This window comes from Pseudomonas sp. PME37.24/025 (assembly GCF_055556615.1).
This window is the reverse complement of the sequence record NZ_JBVHNK010000009.1, coordinates 67,690-86,310: the sequence shown is the minus strand read 5'-3', so window position 1 is coordinate 86,310 and position 18,621 is coordinate 67,690. Positions and strand designations below refer to the sequence as shown.

19 protein-coding genes and 1 pseudogene are annotated in these 18,621 nt (G+C 58.8%); 11 read left to right on the top strand and 9 right to left on the bottom strand.

The window, feature by feature from the left end:
* Positions 1-14: 14 nt before the first annotated feature.
* A pseudogene (locus ACZ3HH_RS17460) lies at positions 15-170 on the top strand (helix-turn-helix domain-containing protein); the annotation flags it as partial.
* A gap of 101 nt (positions 171-271) precedes the next feature.
* On the opposite strand, the gene bglX reads toward ACZ3HH_RS17460, so the two are convergent.
* Positions 272-2,572 carry a beta-glucosidase BglX gene (gene bglX, locus ACZ3HH_RS17455; protein WP_465806523.1) on the bottom strand — a complete coding sequence of 767 codons (2,301 nt, stop codon included), beginning with the start codon at positions 2,570-2,572 and terminating at the stop codon, positions 272-274.
* A gap of 341 nt (positions 2,573-2,913) precedes the next feature.
* Between bglX and ACZ3HH_RS17450 the strand changes: the two genes are divergently transcribed.
* Positions 2,914-3,231 carry a helix-turn-helix domain-containing protein gene (locus ACZ3HH_RS17450; protein ID WP_465806232.1) on the top strand — a complete coding sequence of 106 codons (318 nt, stop codon included), beginning with the start codon at positions 2,914-2,916 and terminating at the stop codon, positions 3,229-3,231.
* A gap of 48 nt (positions 3,232-3,279) precedes the next feature.
* Here the strand turns inward: ACZ3HH_RS17450 and ACZ3HH_RS17445 are convergent, their stop codons facing one another.
* Positions 3,280-4,338, bottom strand: coding sequence for an MBL fold metallo-hydrolase (locus tag ACZ3HH_RS17445; RefSeq protein ID WP_465806230.1), 1,059 nt, complete (start codon positions 4,336-4,338; stop codon positions 3,280-3,282).
* A 214-nt stretch (positions 4,339-4,552) separates the two neighbouring features.
* Here ACZ3HH_RS17445 and ACZ3HH_RS17440 point away from each other — a divergent pair, with 214 nt between their 5' ends.
* The gene (locus ACZ3HH_RS17440; RefSeq protein ID WP_465806228.1) at positions 4,553-5,161 is read left to right on the top strand and encodes a TetR/AcrR family transcriptional regulator; all 609 of its coding nucleotides are present in this window, start codon (positions 4,553-4,555) and stop codon (positions 5,159-5,161) included.
* A gap of 140 nt (positions 5,162-5,301) precedes the next feature.
* Positions 5,302-5,847, top strand: coding sequence for a DUF1003 domain-containing protein (locus ACZ3HH_RS17435; protein WP_367374585.1), 546 nt, complete (start codon positions 5,302-5,304; stop codon positions 5,845-5,847).
* Between the two features lie 6 nt (positions 5,848-5,853).
* On the opposite strand, the gene ACZ3HH_RS17430 is transcribed toward ACZ3HH_RS17435, so the two are convergent.
* Positions 5,854-6,795, bottom strand: a complete 942-nt coding sequence (locus tag ACZ3HH_RS17430) for a LysR family transcriptional regulator (RefSeq protein ID WP_465806226.1) — start codon at positions 6,793-6,795, stop codon at positions 5,854-5,856.
* Positions 6,796-6,810: 15 nt separating this feature from the next.
* Between ACZ3HH_RS17430 and ACZ3HH_RS17425 the strand changes: the two genes are divergently transcribed.
* Positions 6,811-7,509 carry a CTP synthase C-terminal region-related (seleno)protein gene (locus tag ACZ3HH_RS17425; protein WP_465806224.1) on the top strand — a complete coding sequence of 233 codons (699 nt, stop codon included), beginning with the start codon at positions 6,811-6,813 and terminating at the stop codon, positions 7,507-7,509.
* A 162-nt stretch (positions 7,510-7,671) separates the two neighbouring features.
* Here the strand turns inward: ACZ3HH_RS17425 and ACZ3HH_RS17420 are convergent, their stop codons facing one another.
* Positions 7,672-7,998: a DUF2025 family protein gene (locus tag ACZ3HH_RS17420; RefSeq protein WP_465806222.1), complete on the bottom strand. Its 327-nt coding sequence runs from the start codon at positions 7,996-7,998 to the stop codon at positions 7,672-7,674.
* Between the two features lie 232 nt (positions 7,999-8,230).
* On the opposite strand from ACZ3HH_RS17420, the gene ACZ3HH_RS17415 reads away from it, so the two are divergent.
* Both ACZ3HH_RS17415 and ACZ3HH_RS17410 read left to right on the top strand, forming a co-directional pair.
* Positions 8,231-9,358: a glycerophosphodiester phosphodiesterase gene (locus tag ACZ3HH_RS17415; protein WP_465806220.1), complete on the top strand. Its 1,128-nt coding sequence runs from the start codon at positions 8,231-8,233 to the stop codon at positions 9,356-9,358.
* Positions 9,359-10,042, top strand: a complete 684-nt coding sequence (locus ACZ3HH_RS17410; protein WP_465806218.1) for a helix-turn-helix transcriptional regulator — start codon at positions 9,359-9,361, stop codon at positions 10,040-10,042. It abuts the gene before it with no gap.
* Position 10,043: 1 nt separating this feature from the next.
* On the opposite strand, the gene ACZ3HH_RS17405 is transcribed toward ACZ3HH_RS17410, so the two are convergent.
* Complete coding sequence (locus tag ACZ3HH_RS17405) at positions 10,044-10,931, bottom strand: sterol desaturase family protein (protein ID WP_465806216.1); 888 nt, start codon at positions 10,929-10,931, stop codon at positions 10,044-10,046.
* Positions 10,932-11,088: 157 nt separating this feature from the next.
* Between ACZ3HH_RS17405 and ACZ3HH_RS17400 the strand changes: the two genes are divergently transcribed.
* Together ACZ3HH_RS17400 and ACZ3HH_RS17395 are read left to right on the top strand one after the other, a co-directional pair.
* Positions 11,089-11,394, top strand: a complete 306-nt coding sequence (locus tag ACZ3HH_RS17400; RefSeq protein ID WP_465806214.1) for a PepSY domain-containing protein — start codon at positions 11,089-11,091, stop codon at positions 11,392-11,394.
* 159 nt (positions 11,395-11,553) lie between these two features.
* On the top strand, positions 11,554-12,732 hold the full coding sequence (locus ACZ3HH_RS17395) for a GAF domain-containing sensor histidine kinase (RefSeq protein ID WP_465806521.1): 1,179 nt from the start codon (positions 11,554-11,556) through the stop codon (positions 12,730-12,732).
* Here the strand turns inward: ACZ3HH_RS17395 and ACZ3HH_RS17390 are convergent.
* Both ACZ3HH_RS17390 and ACZ3HH_RS17385 read right to left on the bottom strand, forming a co-directional pair.
* The gene (locus tag ACZ3HH_RS17390) at positions 12,729-13,163 is read right to left on the bottom strand and encodes a hypothetical protein (protein WP_465806212.1); all 435 of its coding nucleotides are present in this window, start codon (positions 13,161-13,163) and stop codon (positions 12,729-12,731) included. The two genes, ACZ3HH_RS17395 and ACZ3HH_RS17390, sit on opposite strands and share 4 nt — an antisense overlap.
* Before the next feature lie 111 nt (positions 13,164-13,274).
* Positions 13,275-14,900: a methyl-accepting chemotaxis protein gene (locus ACZ3HH_RS17385; RefSeq protein WP_465806210.1), complete on the bottom strand. Its 1,626-nt coding sequence runs from the start codon at positions 14,898-14,900 to the stop codon at positions 13,275-13,277.
* Positions 14,901-15,174: 274 nt separating this feature from the next.
* Here ACZ3HH_RS17385 and ACZ3HH_RS17380 point away from each other — a divergent pair, with 274 nt between their 5' ends.
* Entirely contained in the window at positions 15,175-16,197 is a 1,023-nt protein-coding gene (locus ACZ3HH_RS17380) for a transporter (protein ID WP_465806208.1), read from the top strand.
* Positions 16,198-16,297: 100 nt separating this feature from the next.
* On the opposite strand, the gene ACZ3HH_RS17375 is transcribed toward ACZ3HH_RS17380, so the two are convergent.
* Positions 16,298-16,435: a hypothetical protein gene (locus ACZ3HH_RS17375; RefSeq protein WP_465806206.1), complete on the bottom strand. Its 138-nt coding sequence runs from the start codon at positions 16,433-16,435 to the stop codon at positions 16,298-16,300.
* Between the two features lie 35 nt (positions 16,436-16,470).
* Between ACZ3HH_RS17375 and ACZ3HH_RS17370 the strand changes: the two genes are divergently transcribed.
* Positions 16,471-18,087 carry an inorganic phosphate transporter gene (locus ACZ3HH_RS17370; RefSeq protein WP_465806204.1) on the top strand — a complete coding sequence of 539 codons (1,617 nt, stop codon included), beginning with the start codon at positions 16,471-16,473 and terminating at the stop codon, positions 18,085-18,087.
* 89 nt (positions 18,088-18,176) lie between these two features.
* Here ACZ3HH_RS17370 and ACZ3HH_RS17365 read toward each other — a convergent pair whose 3' ends face one another.
* Positions 18,177-18,614 (bottom strand): multidrug/biocide efflux PACE transporter, encoded by a 438-nt coding sequence (locus ACZ3HH_RS17365; RefSeq protein ID WP_123360367.1) that lies wholly within the window; start codon positions 18,612-18,614, stop codon positions 18,177-18,179.
* Between the last annotated feature and the right edge of the window lie 7 nt (positions 18,615-18,621).

The window sequence follows — 18,621 nt, the reverse complement described above, 5'->3', positions numbered from 1 at the left end:
AGTTGCAGCGCTACGCCGCCGGGGTGCTGGCCTTGGCGCGGCTGGCGGTGGGCACGCCGGTGACGCGGATTGCGCTGAATTTTGGCTATGACTGCCCGGCGGCGTTCTCGACGATGTTTCGGCGTGTGTTGGGGCAGGCACCGTCCGTTTGGTTGGTGGGGGCGAAATAGCGAGTTCGCGCCCCCTAAAGTCAATCACGCGGCAAGCGCAGAACCTGTGGGAGCGAGGCTTGCCCGCGAAGAATGCACCGCGGTTTTTCAGGTATTACGCGTCATCGTTCTTCGCGGGCAAGCCTCGCTTCTACAGGTTCTGCGTTCGGTACTTCATCTTCTTTACTGATCGTTTTAGCCACTGCTTGTTCTGGCAGCAACTCAAAACTCTGCTCCTTCACATCCTGGGAATCCAGACCGATTTGCACCCGGAATTCGCCCGGCTCGGCGGCGTATTCCAATTGGGTGTTGAAGAACTTCAAGTCGTTCTCATTAATGCTGAAATAGACCGCTTTCTCCTCTCCGGCCTTGAGCATGATTTTTTGAAAGTTCTTCAGTTCTTTGACCGGACGGCTGACGGAGCCAACGACATCGCGGATATACAGCTGAACCACCGTTTCGCCGTCGCGCTGGCCGATATTCTTCACCATGACGCTGGCGACGAGGTTGTCGGTCTTGTTCAGTGTGGTCGAAGACAGGGCCATGTCGGTCAGGCTGAAATCGGTATAGCTCAGCCCATAACCGAAGGGATAAAGCGGACCATAGGATTGATCGAAATATTGCGACGTGTAGTTGCGAAGCGCACCCACGATGTAGGGGCGACCGGTGTTCAAGTGGCTGTAGTAATTGGGGATCTGCCCCACGGAACGTGGAAAGGTGATGGGTAACTTGCCGGACGGGTTGTAGTCGCCGAACAACACATCGGCAACGGCGTTGCCTCCCTCGGAGCCGCTGTACCAGGTTTCCAGAATCGCATCGGCCTGTTTCTGCTCCTTGCCGATGGACAGTGGCCGGCCGTTCATCAATACCAGTACCAGCGGCTTGCCGGTGGCTTTCAGGGCGGTGATCAATTCGCTCTGGCGCCCCGGCAGATCGAGGCTGGTTCGACTGGCCGCTTCATGGGACATGCTGCGGGGCTCGCCCACCACCGCAATTACAACATCGGCTTGTTGTGCAGTCTTGACCGCTTCGTCAATCATTTCTGCTGCCGGACGAGGGTCGTTCGCGAGGTCGGACACTCCCTGATATTCCAGGTATTTAACAACCTCCTGATCCTCCTCGAGATTGGCGCCTCGGGCATAGATCAGCGAACCCTGGTTCATCGCGTTTTTCAGCCCGTCGTAGATCGTCACCGATTGCGCGGGTACACCGCTTGCAGACCAACTGCCCATGATGTCGACGGTACTTTTTGCCAACGGGCCTATGAGTGCGATCACGCCTTCTTTTTTTAGCGGCAAGAGTCCGTTTTCATTCTTCAGCAGCACCAATGTCTTGCGCGCCACCTCACGGGCCTGCGCTCTGTGCAGACGGCTTTCGGCATTGTTATCAGGGGGGTCTTCACTGGCAATGCCGATGCGCCGGTAAGGGTCTTCGAACAGTCCCATGTCGTACTTGGCCCCCAGCACTTCCCGCACCGCGTTATCGATATTGCTCTGGGAAACAGCGCCAGACTCAAGCAGCCCGGGTAGCTCCGGACCATAGGAGAAGTCGTTCATGCTCATATCAACACCGGCCTTGATCGCGAGCCTGGCCGCATCGCGTTGATTCTTCGCAACACCATGCTGAACCAGATCGTTTATCCCGTTATGGTCGCTGATGACTAGTCCCTTAAAGCCCCATGCTTTGCGAAGCAGGTCTTGCATCAACCATGCATTGGAAGCGGCAGGCACGCCATTTATCGAGTTAAGCGCCACCATCATCGCCCCTGCGCCACCCTCTATCGCCGAACGATACGGCGGCAGGTATTCCTGGTACATCCTGGCCAGGCCCATGTCGACGCTGTTGTAGTCGCGTCCACCTTCGACAGCCCCATACAAGGCAAAGTGTTTGGCGCTGGCCATGATGCTGTCGGGTGCATTCGGGCTTGCGCCCTGGTAGGCCTGAACCATCGCTTTGGCAATGCGCGAAACCAGATAGGTGTCTTCGCCGAAGCCTTCGGAGGTGCGCCCCCAGCGAGGATCACGGGCGATATCGATCATTGGGGCGAAGGTCAAATCGATACCGTCGGCGCTGGCTTCTTTCGCCGCCGTTCGACCGCTCAACTCGATAGCCTCAATATCCCAACTGGAGGCCAACGCCAGGCCAATGGGAAAAATGGTTCGCTGGCCGTGTATTACGTCCCAGCCAAAAAACATCGGTATTTTCAGGCGGCTTTGTTGAGCCGCGTCCTGCATGGGTCGGTTTACAAAACGGCTCACAGAGCCGTAAGTACCACCGATTCGCCCGGCGGCGATCTCTTCACGTATCTTTTCGGGTGTCATCTTTTCATCAATGGCGATCAGCCGCAGTTGGCCGATTTTTTCCTCCAGGGTCATTTGATTTATCAGGTTGCTGACAAAGGCCTCTTTACTTAACGATGCCATATCAGCCACGACGGGCAGACTTGTAAAACCGATCAGGGCACATAGCAGACGTAGTCTTTTCATGATTCCCTTCCCCGCGTAACGCTGTGGCGCACTGCGTCATAAACGCCACTTTCCTTGTATTGAAAATCAGAAAGCTGACGTTCAATCATTGCTGCTGACGGGAGTTGAAAGCCCATTGAGCGTTCAGGAGCCCGCATAGAAGTAGCGTAGTCGGTCCCACGCTCCTGCCTGAGCAAAAAAATAGAATCAATCAAAAAAATGAGGTTGATCCGGGCTCAAAACAACTGTACAAAAACACAGTACATTTTGAATCAGCACTCTCGAGCCCGGAGAACACCATGGCCACTCTTGCGATGAAAATCACCCTGGAACGTATCGCCCTCTTCCAGTTCACCCCCGCCCACTGCGCCCAGGCCCGAGCGATGCTGGGCTGGAGTGTTGAAGAGTTATCCGGGGAATCCGGCGTTTCCGTTGACGCGATTCAACGTTTCGAGGCTGAACGCGATGTGCTGGATGTCACCCGGCTGGCGTTGGCGTATCGGTTTGAGTCGCAAGGTCTGGTGTTCTTCCCGGGGTTTGCGCCGGGCAGAGGGATGAACGTGAGAGGGCCGACGCCGGATCCGGTGGGGCGGGCGGATTATGCGATGGTTGAGTGAGGGGTCAGCACGGGCCGCTTCCATAGCAAGCGGCCTGGCAGCACAACATCAAGCGTTCTGAGGCGCCACCTGATCGCTTGCATCTTCCAACCCTAGCCACCATGCGCGACCCTGCTGCGCATCCATCACATTGAACGCTTCGCCCATTTGCGGCGTGGTGATCGACACGTTCCGCTCCCAGGCCAACGCTAAAATGCGGTCGAAGGGTTCGTACCAGGCGTGCATTGACAGGTCGAAGGTGCCGTTGTGGATCGGCAGTAACCAGCGCCCTTTAAGGTCAATGTGCGCTTGCAGGGTTTGCTCGGGCTGCATGTGAACGTGCGGCCACTCGACGTTGTAAGCGCCGGTTTCCATGAGCGTGAGGTCGAATGGGCCGTACTGTTCGCCGATGCGTTTGAAGCCGTCGAAGTAGCCGCTGTCGCCACTGAAGAAGATCCGCGTGTCACCGTCGATCATCACCCACGACGCCCAAAGGGTGCTGTTGCCGTCGAACAGCCCACGACCTGAAAAGTGCTGCGAAGGTGTGGCGACAAATTGAACGCCATCGACCTCGGTGCCCTGCCACCAATCCAGTTGGCGCACTTTGCTGGCATCGATACCCCATTTGATCAGGGTGTCGCCCACACCCAGCGGTGTGAGGAAATATCGGGTCTTGTCCGCCAGCTTGAGGACGGCCTGATAATCGAGGTGGTCGTAGTGATCGTGGGACAGGATCACCGCTTCAATCGGCGGCAAATCTTCGAGGCTGATCGGCGGTTGGTGGAAACGCTTAGGGCCGGCCCATTGCACCGGTGAGGCGCGCTCGGCGAAGACCGGGTCGGTGATCCAGAATTTGTCTCGCAGTTTCAGCAGAACCGTGGAATGGCCGAGGCGATAGACGCTGTGGTTGGGCGCGGCGATCAACGCAGCCTGGGTCAGGGTTTGCACTGGGACGGGTGCGGACGGACGAGTGTCGCGCGGTTTGTGGAAGATGAAGTTCCACAGGATGCGTAATGTTTTGCGAAAGCCTTCGCGCTGCACCGGCACATGGTTTCGGTACTGCCCTTGAGCCTGTAGAGACGCTTCAGGCGTTGAGGCGTTATCCGCTGGAGAAGTTGAAGTGGCCATGACTGAATGACTCCAGAAAAACCGCACGCTTGACGATTTTCCACTTGGGACGATAAATGGCCAAGGCACGCACGCATCAGCCGGAGATTCTTTTTGCGCTGCGCAGGATTAACAAAACATTACACTGCACAGTGTAGTTTCAAGGTTGCATCAAAGCCGATCACAAGTAAACTACCAAGTGTATTTCTCCACTTTTTTCTACCTAAGCGTATTTATGACAGCCCTACCGCGCCTCACTGACCGTAAACGCGAAGCCATCATCCAGGCGGCGATTGCCGAATTCCGTGCCAACGGTTTCGACATCACCAGCATGGACAAGATCGCCGCCACCGCTGGCGTGTCAAAGCGCACCGTGTACAACCACTTCCCGAGCAAGGAAGAGTTGTTTGCCGAAATCCTCAATCAATTGTGGGCGCGGGTAACGGCTGAACAGGAAGCGGCCTACCGCCCTGACTCGCCCCTGCGCGATCAGTTGCGCCTGATGTTGCAGGCGAAACTGCAGATGCTGGCCGATGACAATTTTCTCGACCTGGCGCGGGTGGCGATAGCCGCCACCATCCATTCTCCCGAGCGTGCGCAAAACATGGTCGCCCGAATGAGTGAACGCGAGGAAGGCCTGACCGTGTGGATTCGCGCTGCCCAGGCCGATGGCCTGTTGAAACCGGTCGCACCCGACTTCGCCGCGCAACAGGTCCAGGGATTGCTCAAGTCGTTTGCGTTCTGGCCACAGATCTCCATGGGCCAGCCAGGCTTGTCGCCCGAGATGCAGCACACCGTTGTGGAGTCGGCGCTGGACATGTTCCTGGCCTGTTATGAGCTCTGAATCGAGCTGTAAAAAATGACAATGTCCGCCGCGTTATCGCTGACCGGTCGCGCTGAGTAGAAACACCGAAATGTGTTTCAGAATGAAACTGGCGCTGGAGCTATAGTGAGCCTCAGTCCCAGCGCCATGCAGAGAGCACCATGAGCACCCCGACCCGCGAAACCGAAACCGAACTCACCGGCCCCGTCGATCACCTGCGCTTCCATCGCCCTCACGCTCACCTGGCACCTACTTTCGGTACCGACCGTTTTGCCCTTCGCGCCGAGGCCTTTGCGCGATTCTTCGGCACGCCGACTTTTCTCGGCGCCCAGACCCTGATTGTGGTGGTCTGGATTTGCCTGAACCTGTCCGGCGTGACCGATTTCGATGTGTACCCGTTCATCCTGCTCAACCTGGCGTTCAGCCTGCAAGCAGCCTATGCCGCGCCGCTGATTTTGCTGGCCCAGACGCGTCAAGCGGCGCGGGACAAAGCCCAATCAGACGCCGATGCGCGACATCGTGAAGCCTTGGCCGTGGCCAACAGCGAACGTCAGGCCCAAGCTGCGCGGAACACCGCGCAACTGATGGAGCTGCTGGAGCAAAACACCCGGCTCACCGAAATCACCAAGACCCTGACCGAGCGCATCGAAAGCCTGACGTCGCAAATGCATCAGCACTTCGTAGGCAAAGAGCCGCCGAAGGCGTGATCCGACTCAAGGCAACTTCAGCGCCCGCCCCAACTCATCGAACAACGTCACCACCGAGCGCAATGCGCGGCAGTCTGGGCGAGTGAGCAACCACAGTGCGGTGTCGTAACCGTGCAAGGGCTCGGTCAACGGTTGCAATCCGTCACCGATGAGGAAGTCCGGCAACGCCGCGACGCCGAGCCCGGCCCGTACCAACTCGGTCACCGACAACATGCTGTTGCAGCGATAGCTCGGTGTCACGCCAGGCAATTGTTGACGTCGCCAGGCGACGGTGGGGTGATCGGGCAGGAAGTCGTCCGGAGCGATCCAGGTCAATGCAGCCAGGTCGTGGGAATCAACCGATTGCAGATAGGCCGCGCTGGCACAGACCCGGTAGGAAATATCCGCCAGCCGCCGGCCCACCAAATGCTCGGGCGGTGTGCGGGTCAGCCGCAAGGCGATGTCGGCATCGCGACGGCTGAGGTTGGCGAAGTCGTTGGAGGTGCAGAGTTCAATGGTGAGCGCCGGGTAAGACGGCATGAACTGCGCCAGCGCCGGCAACAACAAACTTTGCAGGACCGAATCGGTGCAGGTCAGGCGCACGGTGCCGCTGATGACTTCACCGCCCTGCTCCACGCCAATGCGCGCCGCCTCCAGCGCTTGTTCGGCGCGCTCAGCCTGCTCGGCCAGGCTCTGCGCCAGCGTGGTCGGCAGGTAACCGGTACGGCTCTTTTCGAACAATTGCTGGCCCAACGCGGCTTCCAGTCGGCGGACGGCGCGAAACACCGTCGAGACATCGACTTTCAACAACGCCGACGCCCGGGCCAGAGAGCCGCCGCGCACCAGGGCGAGGATCAGGGACAGGTCTGGGTAGTCCAGTCGATAGTGCGTCGGTGCATTGATCACTTGGGGTAACGCCAATATTGATTGCGTGAACGCCAATCTATAGTGGGTGCCAGGAATCAACAAGCGTCGAGATCACTCATGGAAACCAACGCCATCCGCATCGCCCTGATCGGCGATTACGACCCACAGGTCACCGCCCACCAAGCCATTCCCGTCGCCCTCGGCATGGCCGCCAAACACTCAGGCAAGGACATACAGTTTCAATGGTTGGCCACCGACACCATCAACGCCGATACGCCACTGGATGATTTCGATGGTTTCTGGTGCGTGCCCGCCAGCCCTTATCGCGACATGGACGGTGCGTTACGGGCGATCCGTTTTGCCCGCGAGCAGCTGCGACCTTTCCTCGGCACTTGCGGCGGTTTTCAGCACGCGGTACTCGAATTCGCCCGTAACGTTCTGGGCTGGGAAGATGCCGAACACGGAGAGACATCGCCCGATGCGACGCGGGCGTTACTCACGCCGCTGACCTGTTCGCTGGTGGAAGCCGTCGACAGCATTCATTTGGTTGAAGGCTCGTTGATCGCCAAGGCGTACGAAAACGCTGAAATTCGCGAGGGATATCACTGCCGTTATGGTGTGAATCCTGAGTTTGAACGGGCGCTACTGAAACAACAGTTGCACGCGGTTGGCCACGATTCGATGGGGGATCTGCGGGCGGTGGAGTTAAAAGATCATCCGTTCTTCGTCGCAACGTTGTTCCAACCGGAACGCGCCGCGCTCAAGGGCTATCTGCCGCCGTTGGTTCGCGCGTTGATCGAGGCTTGTGCGAGGTAGAAATCATGTCCAGCGGGCGTATCTGTTTGAGCAGTAATAATTGCGGCGTGCTTTAGGCCGCCATCGCGAGCAGGCTCGCTCCCAAATTGATTAGGTGTCGATCACAAAACCAATGTGGGAGCGAGCCTGCTCGCGATAGGGCCAGCCAAGTCATCGCAATATTCACCCCCGCACCAAACTCCGCACCGCCGTAATCTGCGGCACTTCCTGCCGGTTCATGTACACCCGCAACGGTTCGGTGATGTTGATCCGGTCGTCGATGTTCTGGTCCAGCAACAACTGGATCAGCTCGCGCTTGAGCGTCATGGTCTGCTCGGGGCCGGATGCCCAGACAAATTCACTGCTGGGGATGATGCCATCGTCGGCCACGTCCATGCCGAACGAGTCTTCGCTGAAACGAACGATGTACTGACCGGTCTTGCGATTGAGGCCGACGAAGCCTTTGAGTTGGTCAGCAGCCTGGCAAATGAGCAGGGAAGTGATGCGCATGATAAACCTCACAAAAGGTCAAAGGACCGGTGATTGATGGTTTACACGCAGGGCAAGCGAACAGGTTTCCCTCTGCCGGGGAAATGCCTCGGCCAAGCGTACTGCAAAGAACCGCACAAAAGCGCTGAAAAAATCCGCTTTAAACACGTTTATGTCGGTCTTGCGATAGCGCAAGCGGCGTTCAGTTGTTAAAAGAGACGTCTTTGAAATCTATCGCAAAAGGACTTCGACCATGCCTGCCACCTTCACCAAAAGCGCCCTGCTGCTGAGCCTGATGCTCGGACTCGGCCAGGCACAGGCCGCCAGCGAGCCAAGCCCCACCGCACTGGCGACCCGTCTGGGCATTCCGCACCCGGCGGTAATCGCCCACCGCGGCGCGTCTTTCGACGCTCCGGAATCCACCGCCGCAGCCTACACACTGGCTCGCGATCTGGGTGCCGACTACCTGGAAATGGACCTGCAACGCAGCAAGGATGGCGTGCTGTTCGCCCTGCACGACAACAACCTGCAACGCACCACCGACGTCGCCACCAAATTCCCTGAGCGCAAGGACAGCCTGGCCAACGAATTCACTATCGCCGAACTCAAAACCCTGGATGCCGGCAGCTGGTTCAACAGCGCTTACCCGGATCGCGCGCGTCCGGGCTACGCGGGTCTGAAGATCCTGACCCTGGATGAAATCATCGATATCGCCCAAGGCAACCCGCTGCACAAGCCGGGCCTGTATATCGAGACCAAAGAGCCGAAGCAGTTTCCCGGCATCGAGCGCGACCTCAAGGAGAAACTCCAGGATCGCGGCTGGCTGAGCCCGGTCGGTTCGAAACTGGCGAAGAGCGAACTGGCGGTCGGCCAGGGCAAAGGCAAAGTGGTGCTGCAAACCTTCGAGAAGAGCAGCCTCGAACTGCTTGAGAAGGAAATGCCGCAAGTGCCGAAAATCCTGCTGCTGTGGGTGGGCGAAGGCAGCATCGAGCCGAAATCCAAAGTGACGTTCGCCGAGTCCGGTGACAAGGACAAAGCGACCTACTACGCCAAACAGGAGCCAAAAGACAAAGCTGAATTCCAGCAATGGGTCGAGTACGCCAAGGCTCAGGGCGCTATCGGCACCGGCCCTTCGGCTGCGTTGACCAAGGGTGGCGATCAGAGCTATTCGGACCTGGTGAAACCCTGGATGAACCAGTTCACCCACGATCAGGGCCTGCTGGTACACGTCTACACCATCGACGATGCGGTGGATTATCAGAAAGTGGCGGATGCCGGGGTCGATGGCATCTTCACCAACCGCGCCAGCGAACTGCTGAAGTTCTATAAGCGTCCGGCGGCGGCGAGCGTTGCGCAGTTGTTGCAGAACAACGGTTACTGAGTGACGCAAAACACCGAGTGGACAGGCCACCTGTGGTTAGGGCGTGACTATGGTCTGATCCACGGAAAGCTGGGGCGCACTGCGCCCCATGCCCATTACGCCCATCAACTGATCCTGGCTCCTGATCGACCGGTTACCGTCAGTCTCGACGGCGTGAACCAAACGGCCCATCGCCTGTTCATCCCCTCTCAAATCTGCCACTCCATTGTCGAGGCGCCGGATGCGGTGTTCACGGTCTATGCAGAGCCACTGATGTTCGACACCCAGGCGATGAACAACGTCGTCTTCAAGGCCGCATTGTCCCTGGAAAGCCTCAACCACGCCGTTCTCCATTGTCCACGCCGATCCCTTGGCGATCCTCGGATCGAGCGCGCCTTGTCCACCCTCGACGGGTTGCTGACGACCAAGGTGCCGGCAAGCGCATTGGCCGCCGAGGCGCACCTGTCCTTGAGTCAATTGCAACGGCTGTTCGCCAGCCACCTCGGCCTGCCTGTGCGCCGGCTGGTGCTATGGCGGCGACTGCGGCTGTCGATGGTGCTGATCCTGGCCGGCAGCCCGGTGACTGAGGCGGCGCACGAGGCCGGGTTTGCCGATTCTGCGCACTTCTCCCGGAGTCTGAAAAAGCTCTTCGGCGTGACCGCTCGCCAAACGTTGCAACACATCGATCTGCGTCTACTGGTTTGATTCAGCGCCGCAACGGCTCAGGTACCGCGGGTTCTTTGCTCAACGACACCGACCCGAACGGGTCCAGCAGTTGCGCTACGTAGTCCCGAGGGAAGTCTGGTCGGTTGCCGATGCCCAGGTCGCCCTGACGGATTTCATAATCCGCCGTGTAAAACCCGGTCCCCAGAAGCCAGTCCCACAGGTTGAAGAACAAGGCGAAATTCACGTCGCCGGCCCGTCCATATTTCATGTGATGAAAGCGATGCACCGGCGCCCAGGCGAATATCCAGCGCAAGTACCCCAGCTGCATATCGACATTGGAGTGTTGCAGCAGCAATTGGATGGCGATGGCGAATACCAGCAGTGCCGCTACGTCCAGCGGGATGCCCAGCAGCAACAATGGCAACAGCCCCGCAGAGGCTTCCAGCAGTTGATGCAACGGATGTTTCATCAAGCCATTGAAACCGTATAGCCGTTGAACACTGTGATGCACCGCATGCAGACGCCACAACCATTGCACGCGGTGACTGGCGTAGTGCATCAGGCTGAGACCGGCGTCGGCAATGAAAACCGCCAGCGCCAGTTGCATCCACAGCGGCCACCCCCTTGGCCATGCACCGTCGAACGACAGCAGCGCCACCAGGCCCGGTAACGCCAGCAAACCGAGGGCATTCAACGCCTCGTTGACCAACCCGTGAACGATGTCACGTGCGCGATCACCCGCCGAGCGATTCCAGCACACCTCATAGGGTAAAGCCCATTCGGCCAGAAACGACAGGGCCAGGGCTGCGAGAAACAGCGGCAACAGCCACCCCACCCTGAACCCGGCAACTCCCGTTAACCAAAGACTGGCCCCAATAAATCCGCCCCAGAACACTGGCGCATAGATCCGCGCAAAGATGTATTTCATCACCACCTCCATTGATCGAGGTCGCAGCATGAAAGATTGTCGGGATGACGGAATTGAACAAACGGCGCAATCGAAGCCCGAAACGTTTTTAAGGGTGAATTAAGTTGCGCTGGCTAACCTGACCCCACTTAAACAGCTCATCCCAGGAAAGAACTTCATGAAAACCTTAACTGCCCTGTTCACCGCTGCTGCCCTGACCCTCACCGCTGGCCTGGCCCAGGCTGACGTTCGTGTCGACCAGATCCCCGAGTTGGTCAAGAGTGGCAAGATCAAATCACTGGAAGAAATGAATCAGGCCGCCCTGAAGTTGCACCCGGGTGCCACGATCACCGACACCGACCTGGATAACCACTTCAACGGTTACGAATATGAAGTTGAACTGCGCATGGCTGACGGCACCGAGTGGGACGTGGACTTCGATGCCACTACCGGCAAGGTTCTGAGCAACAAACAAGACACGTGATTCAACTGCAAAAAAGCCGCACGACTTTCGGGTCGTGCGGCTTTTTTGCGCTCATCGTCAGACCGTTCGCTGAAGCGACGAACGAAGTCGCGACAATTCGCGCAAGCCCGCTAGAATCCCTCAAAACCATTTGGCATGTTGAAGCAGAGAACCACGGATATGGGGCAAACAGCGGCAGCAGACATCGCCACAATCAGCCGGATCAGTGCGGTGCCGGCGATTCTTCAGGTGATCAGTGAGTTGACCGGTTTGCGGTTCGTGGCGGTGGCCCGTGTTACCGGAGATTCCTGGACTGTCTGCGCGGTGCTCGATCGACTGAATTTCGGTTTGAAGGTGGGCGATGAACTGGACCTGGTCTGCACCCTGTGCAACGAAATTCGCCAGGGCCACCACTCGGTGGTGATCGACAAGGCCAGCGAAGATCCGCTCTATCGTGATCACCACACGCCCCGCGCCTATCCATTCGAAAGCTACATCGCCGTCCCGATATTGCGCACCGACGGGCGCTTTTTCGGCACTATTTGTGCCCTTGATCCCAATCCGGCACCGCTCAAGTCCAGCACGATCCAGAGCACCATGGAGTCGTTCGCCCGGATGCTCGCGCTGCAGATCGAAGCTGACGAAAACCTGCAACGGACCGAAGCGGCGCTGATCAAGGAACGCCAAACCGCCGAACTGCGCGAACAGTTCATCGCCGTGCTCGGCCATGACCTGCGCAACCCCTTGTTCGCCATCAGCGCCGGTGCCGAAATGCTCCTGCGCAAACTTTCCGATCCGGCGAATGAGCAACGAGCCCGGCACATCCTCACCAGCGCCCGACGGGCGACCAAACTGGTGGACGATGTGCTGGACTTCGCGCGGGGTTCACTGGGCCGCGGCATCCCCGTAAACATCGGGCCGTGCCCGGACCTGGAGGATGCATTGCGGCATGTGATTTCCGAGATCCAGAGCATTCACCCTAAACGCATCATTCAGTCGTCGATTGGCGACCTGAGCAACATCCATTGCGATCGCGAACGGGTCGCGCAATTGCTATCCAATCTGGTGGCGAACGCCGTTGTCCACGGAGATCCCGACTGCCCGATCGAGGTCAGTGCGCAGCTCAAGGAGGGACACTTTGTGTTGAGTGTGAAGAATCAGGGGCTGATTGCCGAAGATGCGCTGCCGCACCTGTTCCAGCCCTACTCGAAACCAGTCGGCGCAACACCGCAGGCCGGCCTCGGGTTGGGTTTGTACATTGCCAGTCAGATTGCGCAGTCCCATGGCGGGAAACTGGAGGTGGTATCGACCGAGCAACAGGGCACGACGTTTACCTTCAGCTTGCCCTCACGGACTTAAGCGGTGGTGCTGACCACCGAACCCGACGTACTGCCACCCTCATCCTGCAACGCCTGCAACAACGCCGCCGTCACCGTCTGCATCGAAGCCGAAGTAGCCGCAACCTGCGACTGAGCCGCCGCGACGTTCGCTGCTTTGGCTTCGGCGCTGTCTTGCCTGGCCTGGGCCGCTTGCAGTTGTTGCTGTTGTTCCTGCAATTGCTTTTGCAGCTCGGCGAGCTGCTTGCGCAGTTCTTTCACCGTATCGGATTCGCTGCTGCTGGAACTGCCGTCGCTCGACGCGGGGGCACCGCCAGCGGCAACCTTGGTGGTGTCGCTGGACGCCTCAGTAGTCGCTGCGACTGAGGTGTCTTCGCTGCTGTCGTTGATCGCGACTTTGCTTGAAGAGGTCGACAGGGTCTGGTTGATCGAAACGGAGCTGATGCTGACCATGGGATTTATCCAATGTGGCGTTTGGGTAAATCCGTCATCGACGGGCGCGGCACGAACTTGAGAGTGACTGTGTACCGATTCGGTATCTGAACCGATACACAGCCCATTTCACTAGGCGCTCAACCGCGCCGTCACTTCATTCAAACTCCTCGACAAGCCATGCAGATTGTGGCTGGCCGCTTCGGTACGCTGCACGTTGTCCAGGTTGGTACTGGCGATGCTGGTGATTTCGGTGAGGTTGCGCGAGATGTCTTCGGCCACCGAGGTCTGTTCTTCGGCGGCGGTGGCGATCTGGCGGTTCATGTCGCGAATGGCCTCCACGGCATGGGTGATGCGCTCGAGCATGGCGCCAGCCTGAGTCACTTGTTCGACACTTTCTTCGCTGCGCGACTGGCCGCTTTCGATAGCCTGAGCCGCGTCCACTGCGCCGGTTTGCACGGTTTGAATGATCTGGTTGATCTCGATGATCGATGCCGCCGTGCGCTGGGCCAGGCTGCGTACTTCATCGGCGACCACCGCAAAACCACGCCCGGCTTCACCGGCGCGGGCCGCTTCGATTGCGGCGTTGAGCGCCAGCAGATTGGTCTGCTCAGCGATACCGCGAATCACTTCCAGCACTTTACCGATGCGTCCGCTGTCGGCTTCCAGACGACGGATGACCGTGGCGGTGTTGGCAATTTCGCCGCGCATTTGGGTGATGGTGTGAATAGTGCCCTGCATGACCTTTTCGCCCTGCTGGGCGGACTGGTCGGCATCATCGGCCGCACGTGCCGCATCGGCTGCGTGACGCGCGACTTCTTGCGCGGTGGCGGACATTTCGTTCATCGCCGTGGCCACCTGATCGGTGCGGTTGAATTGCTCGTTGGTACCGCTGGTCATGAGGCCGGCAATCGAATTCAGCTCGCCGCTGGCGCTGTCCAGATCCGACGCACTGCGCTGCAAGCGGCTGAAGGTTTCAGCCAGGAAATCGCGCAAGGTGTTGGCGGCTTTGGCCAGGTTGCCCAACTCGTCCTGACGGGTGCTGGCCACGCGTTCGGCGAAGCGCCCCTGGCTGAGTTGTGCCACATAGTCGATCAGTTTGCGGATCGGCTCCACCAGGTTGAGGTTGACCAGCCACAGGCTCAACAGGCCAATCAACACTCCCGATACCAGCATCACCACAAGCCCCAACAACACCGTCTGATCGGCACTGGCACTGATCAACTTCGATTGCTCGATACTCTGCTTGCGCAGTTCGCTGACCAGTTCATTCATCTGTTCGCTGGCGGCACGGTCCACGCCCTTGACCGCGTTGTCGCCGGCCGTTGGGTCGGCACCGGCCGCCACGTAGGCATCACGGCCCTTCTGATACGCCGCACCTAATACACGATGCTCTTCACGCAGGCGTTCGATGCGGGTCTTGAGTTGCGGCTCGATGCCCTTCTGCCCGGCCAGTTCACCGAGGATGCCCTGCACGTTCCGCTGACCGTCCTCGAATTGCTTCCAGTATTTGTCCAGGTCCGCTGGCTGCTTGCCGCGCAGCAGGACGTTTTTCCACTCCTGAACCTGCACTTTGAACTGCAGGTTGGCTTCATCGATCAGTTGCGAGGTGTGCAACGGACCTTCAATCAGGTTCGCGTAGTTCTGAACGCCATTGGACAGAAAATGAAAGCAGGCCAACGCGATCAGCAACATCGCCAACAGGCTGCCGCTCAACAGGGCAAGAATTTGTGCTCGCAGGGACTTTTGCAAAAACATCGAGTGATATCTCATGACGAGGTTGAAGCACGACTTATAGACGTGCGAGGTGTCCGGACATCCCTGTCAGCGACGCTGGTTTATGACCGGAATCGAAGATCGACACCAGCCTCATCGGCGGGCCAGAGCCTTTCTTGAGTTTCTTCCGACCACTGGCAGGGGCGGTTTTTCGGCGCCATTCAACTGTCACAAAAACTTCAGAATAGCTTGCGATGATGAGGCTCTAGTGAACCTGGGAAACCTGCAACAGGCGTCCCCCTCACAGCGAGACCTCATGAACCACAGCATCGACCAGCGCCATCGCGATTCCGACCTGTTCGGCCTGCTTTACGGCTTCAGTTTTCGCCCCGGCGAGCGCGGTCAGGAAATCGATTCGGCCAAGGCGTTGCGCTGCCTGCAACAACCGGACGACGGTGATGAATTCGTCTGGCTGCACCTGAACCTGGCCCACGCCGCGTGCGAGCGCTGGATGAAAAGCCATCTGGCATTGCCCGACGAGTTTTTCGAAGCGCTGCACGAAGGCTCCCGTTCGACGCGCATCGAGCATGTCGATTCGGCGTTGCTGGCGGTGGTCAACGACGTGGTGTTCAACCTCAGCAGCATGGTCTCCTCGGATGTCTCGACGCTGTGGGTCTGTGCCCGCAGTCGGCTGATCATCAGCGCGCGCCTGCAACCGCTGCACTCGGTGGACAAGCTGCGCTCTTCGGTGAAGGCCGGTGAATGCTTTCGCTCACCGCTGGAGTTGCTGGTGCATTTGCTGCGCGATCAGGGTGAAGTGCTGACACAGATCGTGCGCAGGACCAGCCTCAGTGTCGATCAGATCGAAGATGAGTTGCTGTCGTCGCGCCTGTCGACCAACCGGGCTGAGCTGGGTGCCAACCGCCGGGTGCTGGTGCGCCTGCAACGGTTGCTGGCGCTGGAGCCGGGCTCGTTGCTGCGCCTGCTCAATCGCCCGCCGCAGTGGTTGCAGAAAGAGGACGTCAAGGAACTGCGCAAGTCCACCGAGGAGTTTGCGCTGATCATCAACGACCTCACGGCCCTCGGTGAACGGATCAAGCTGTTGCAGGAAGAAATCGCCGCCAACCTCAACGAACAAAGCAACCGCACGCTGTTCACCCTGACCGTGGTCACGGTGCTGGCGCTGCCGATCAACATCATCGCCGGTTTCTTCGGCATGAACGTCGGCGGCGTGCCGCTTTCTGGCGATCCGGAGGGGTTCTGGATTCTGGTGGCGCTGGTCGCGACGTTTACCCTGATTGCCGGACGCTGGGCGTTTCGCAAGCGCCAGGATTATTGAATCCTCACCGATACATTGTGGCGAGGGAGCTTGCTCCCGCTGGGTTGCGAAGCGACCCCCAAATCCTGCAACCCGGTTTCGTCAGATAGAACCAGGTTACCTATTTGACGACTGCTTCGCAGCCGAACGGGAGCAAGCTCCCTCGCCACAGATGCTTGCCTGCATTAGCATCCAGCCCCGCAAAAAAAACCAAACACTGACCCAGCGCAGCCTCTTTGTAATATTTAGCAACGATCATGGGAGACACTCCTTCTCTGCTCAGGATTGTCCGGCATGGCTACGCCTTCCTTCACCGCCGCTGCCCAAGCTCCCGCCCGCAGTGCCAAGCCGCAACTTGATAAAAAACCTGGCCTGCTCACCATTGTGCTGTTCTTTGCGGTGCTGAGCAGCGGGCTGTTGTTCACCGCCTACAGCCTGATGCACGACATGAGCGAACTCGGCACGGTGGTCACCACCTGGACGCCGTTTCTGCTGTTGGGCGTCGCGCTGTTGATTGCCTTGGGCTTTGAGTTCGTCAACGGTTTTCACGACACTGCCAATGCTGTGGCAACGGTGATTTACACCAACTCCCTGCCGCCGAATTTCGCCGTGGCCTGGTCCGGGTTCTTCAATTTTCTGGGGGTGTTGCTGTCGAGCGGCGCGGTGGCGTTCGGCATCATCGCCCTGTTACCGGTGGAACTTATTCTGCAAGTCGGTTCCTCCGCCGGTTTTGCGATGATCTTCGCCCTGTTGATCGCTGCGATCCTGTGGAACCTCGGTACCTGGTGGTTGGGTTTGCCGGCATCTTCGTCGCACACCCTGATCGGCTCGATCATCGGGGTCGGCGTGGCCAATGCACTGATGCACGGCCGTGACGGCACCAGTGGCGTGGATTGGGCCCAGGCAACCAAAGTAGGTTACGCGTTGCTGCTGTCGCCGCTGATCGGTTTCGCGTTTGCTGCGCTGTTGCTGCTGGCGTTGCGCGCCTTCGTCAAAAATCGCGCGTTGTACAAAGCGCCGAAGGGCGACACCCCGCCACCGTGGTGGATTCGCGGCATGTTGATTCTGACCTGCACCGGTGTGTCCTTCGCTCACGGTTCCAACGACGGCCAGAAAGGCATGGGCCTGATCATGCTGATTCTGGTCGGTACCCTGCCGATGGCGTATGCGTTGAACCGCACCATGCCAGCGGATCAGGCCTTGCAGTTCGCCGCCGTGGCGGAAGTTACCCAACAAGCCCTGATGAAAAACTCGCCGGTGCCGGCGCCCGCCGATCCACGCCCGGTGCTGACCGATTACATGCGCAGCAAGGAAGCCACGCCGCAACTGATCCCCGCCCTCGCCGCGCTGGCGGGCCACATCGGTAACGAAGTGAAGGGGTATGGCTCGCTGTCGAAAGTCCCGGCCGAAGCGATGGGCAACGTGCGTAACGACATGTACCTGACCAGCGAAACCATTCGCCTGATGGACAAGAACAAGGTTGGCAACTTCGACGCCGACACCACTGGCAAGCTGCAACTGTTCAAGCAACAGATCGACAACGCCACACGGTTTATTCCGCTGTGGGTGAAGATCGCGGTGGCCATCGCCCTGGGGTTGGGCACCATGGTTGGCTGGAAACGTATTGTGGTGACGGTCGGCGAGAAAATCGGCAAGACGCACCTGACTTACGCCCAAGGCGCCTCGGCGGAAACCGTGGCGATGCTGACCATCGGCGCCGCCGACATGTTCGGCCTGCCGGTGTCGACCACCCACGTGTTGTCTTCAGGCGTGGCCGGGACCATGGTCGCCAATGGCGGCGGCTTGCAGATGAAGACCATCCGCAACCTGCTGATGGCCTGGGTGCTGACCTTGCCGGCGGCGATTGTGTTATCGGGCAGTTTGTATTGGTTGTTCACCAAGCTGTTCTGATTTGACTCAAATCCCGTGGCGCACGCCGCTCCCACAGAGGATGCGCCATGGTGTGGATTGGATGGCTTGGCCCAGCCGATCTTGGCTTTTTAAACCTCGCAAGCCCTGCGCACCAACAGCCGCTCACGCACCACGTCATAACCCCAGTGATAAACGTAGGTGTACGGCAGGAAAAACAGCAGTACGCCGATGTCCAGCAAGAACGCCTGCCACAGGCTGACCTTCAACCACCAGGCAATCAATGGCACGCCGAACGCGACCAGACCGCCTTCGAACAACAGCGCATGCACCACGCGGACCCAAGCGTTACGCACAATGGCAAAGCGCTTGAGCAACCGGTCGAACAGGCCGTTGAAGACCACGTTCCAGGCCAGGGCCAGGGCTGCAATGGCCATGGTCACCGCGCCCATTTCCAGCATCGGTTTGTCCATGACCCAGGCCAGCAGCGGGGTACAGATCAATATCGCCAGCAGCTCAAAACCGATGGCCTGGAAAATTCGTTCAGTGATGGATTTGTTGGCGTTCATGGCCAGA

What these genes read in the sequence shown, in the direction of transcription:
- ACZ3HH_RS17380 (WP_465806208.1), top strand. Translation starts at nt 15,175, where the DNA reads ATGAACCACAGCATCGACCAGCGCCATCGCGATTCCGACCTGTTCGGC.
- ACZ3HH_RS17440 (WP_465806228.1), top strand. Translation starts at nt 4,553, where the DNA reads ATGACAGCCCTACCGCGCCTCACTGACCGTAAACGCGAAGCCATCATC.
- ACZ3HH_RS17365 (WP_123360367.1), bottom strand. Translation starts at nt 18,614, where the DNA reads ATGAACGCCAACAAATCCATCACTGAACGAATTTTCCAGGCCATCGGT.
- ACZ3HH_RS17390 (WP_465806212.1), bottom strand. Translation starts at nt 13,163, where the DNA reads ATGGTCAGCATCAGCTCCGTTTCGATCAACCAGACCCTGTCGACCTCT.
- ACZ3HH_RS17385 (WP_465806210.1), bottom strand. Translation starts at nt 14,900, where the DNA reads ATGTTTTTGCAAAAGTCCCTGCGAGCACAAATTCTTGCCCTGTTGAGC.
- ACZ3HH_RS17445 (WP_465806230.1), bottom strand. Translation starts at nt 4,338, where the DNA reads ATGGCCACTTCAACTTCTCCAGCGGATAACGCCTCAACGCCTGAAGCG.
- ACZ3HH_RS17450 (WP_465806232.1), top strand. Translation starts at nt 2,914, where the DNA reads ATGGCCACTCTTGCGATGAAAATCACCCTGGAACGTATCGCCCTCTTC.
- ACZ3HH_RS17425 (WP_465806224.1), top strand. Translation starts at nt 6,811, where the DNA reads ATGGAAACCAACGCCATCCGCATCGCCCTGATCGGCGATTACGACCCA.
- ACZ3HH_RS17375 (WP_465806206.1), bottom strand. Translation starts at nt 16,435, where the DNA reads ATGATCGTTGCTAAATATTACAAAGAGGCTGCGCTGGGTCAGTGTTTG.
- ACZ3HH_RS17395 (WP_465806521.1), top strand. Translation starts at nt 11,554, where the DNA reads ATGGGGCAAACAGCGGCAGCAGACATCGCCACAATCAGCCGGATCAGT.
- bglX (WP_465806523.1), bottom strand. Translation starts at nt 2,572, where the DNA reads ATGGCATCGTTAAGTAAAGAGGCCTTTGTCAGCAACCTGATAAATCAA.
- ACZ3HH_RS17400 (WP_465806214.1), top strand. Translation starts at nt 11,089, where the DNA reads ATGAAAACCTTAACTGCCCTGTTCACCGCTGCTGCCCTGACCCTCACC.
- ACZ3HH_RS17420 (WP_465806222.1), bottom strand. Translation starts at nt 7,998, where the DNA reads ATGCGCATCACTTCCCTGCTCATTTGCCAGGCTGCTGACCAACTCAAA.
- ACZ3HH_RS17370 (WP_465806204.1), top strand. Translation starts at nt 16,471, where the DNA reads ATGGCTACGCCTTCCTTCACCGCCGCTGCCCAAGCTCCCGCCCGCAGT.
- ACZ3HH_RS17405 (WP_465806216.1), bottom strand. Translation starts at nt 10,931, where the DNA reads ATGAAATACATCTTTGCGCGGATCTATGCGCCAGTGTTCTGGGGCGGA.
- ACZ3HH_RS17435 (WP_367374585.1), top strand. Translation starts at nt 5,302, where the DNA reads ATGAGCACCCCGACCCGCGAAACCGAAACCGAACTCACCGGCCCCGTC.
- ACZ3HH_RS17415 (WP_465806220.1), top strand. Translation starts at nt 8,231, where the DNA reads ATGCCTGCCACCTTCACCAAAAGCGCCCTGCTGCTGAGCCTGATGCTC.